Source organism: Flavobacterium sp. DW-iso2 (assembly GCF_058725285.1).
Map to the genome: position 1 here is coordinate 1 of NZ_JBZXDY010000069.1, position 1,202 is coordinate 1,202.

Annotated in this window: 1 pseudogene; it reads right to left on the bottom strand. The window is 33.5% G+C overall.

From position 1 onward, the window contains the following. Positions 1-162 precede the first annotated feature (162 nt). Positions 163-1,149: pseudogene (locus AC4PRO_RS18125) on the bottom strand (IS30 family transposase); the annotation flags it as partial. Between the last annotated feature and the right edge of the window lie 53 nt (positions 1,150-1,202).

The following is a 1,202-nucleotide window of genomic DNA, read 5'->3' on the forward strand; positions in this document are numbered from 1 at the left end:
GGCGGATTCAAGGACCTATCGCAACAAGTCCATTAATTAGTTAGTTATTCAAAGTTAGTTTTTTTGTTGCATTTTGGCGTCAAATTCAGAATAACTTTTTTGGCTTTTTAAGGAGCCAAAAGTTATCTCCGAATTTGCCTTACTGGATACCGATTTTGTCTGTATTTCTTCTTGCATCATTTGGTTTGGAGTTTTGTATCCAAGCACCTTTCTGGGTCTATTATTGAGTTTATATTCGGCTTCTTTTATTTGTTTTAGAGTTATCGTATTAAAGTCAGTTCCTTTAGGAAAAAAGCGTCTGATTAATCCATTTGTGTTTTCGTTGGTTCCACGTTCCCAGGAGGAATAGGGATGAGCAAAATAAATATCCATTCCTGTTTTATCCGTTAGCCATTTATGATTAGCCATTTCCATTCCGTTATCATAAGTCATTGATTTTCTGATATAATTAGGCAGTGTGTTTAAAGATTCAGCAAAAGCTTTTGTTACGGTTTTAGATTTTCTATTGTCAATTTTCATAATAAAAGTATATCTTGTTTTTCTCTCTACATTGGTTGCAATAGCACTTTTTTGACCTACACCAATCATTAAATCTCCTTCCCAATGTCCTACTTCTTCTCGATGTTGAATGTGATGTGGTCTTTGTTCGATGCTGACTTGATCTTTGATTCGGATTCTGTTTTTACCGAACTTTCTATTGGCTCTTCTCTTGTGATGATGATAGGGAAGTAGCCTAATGAGTTTTTTGCCTAATGTTGATTGTCGATGTCTGTAAATATGCTGATAAATAGCTTCATAGGATATCGACATAATAGAGTCATTTGGATATAAAAGCTTAATACTTCCTGCTATTTGATCTGGACTATAACCGTTTAATAAGCCTCTATAGACATATAATTTAAGTCTTTTGTGAGTGTTTATTTTGTCTTGTGTCCTTTTAGTTGAGTTGACTTCCGTAGCATACCAATGTGCAAGTTGCGCATTGTAGGTATCGGTAGGTTTAATAAGCCATTTTTTTAACTCATTTGTTATGGTAGAAGGAGCACGTTTTAAGTGCTTGGATATGTAACTTTTTGACTTTTTTTCAAGTAGTAAAGTCTCAATAATTATGCGCTCATTTAGATTAATTCGCTTGTACGTTTTTTTCATAATTCAACAAAGATAAAATTTATCATTTGTTGCGTTAGGTTATTGAATTCTCC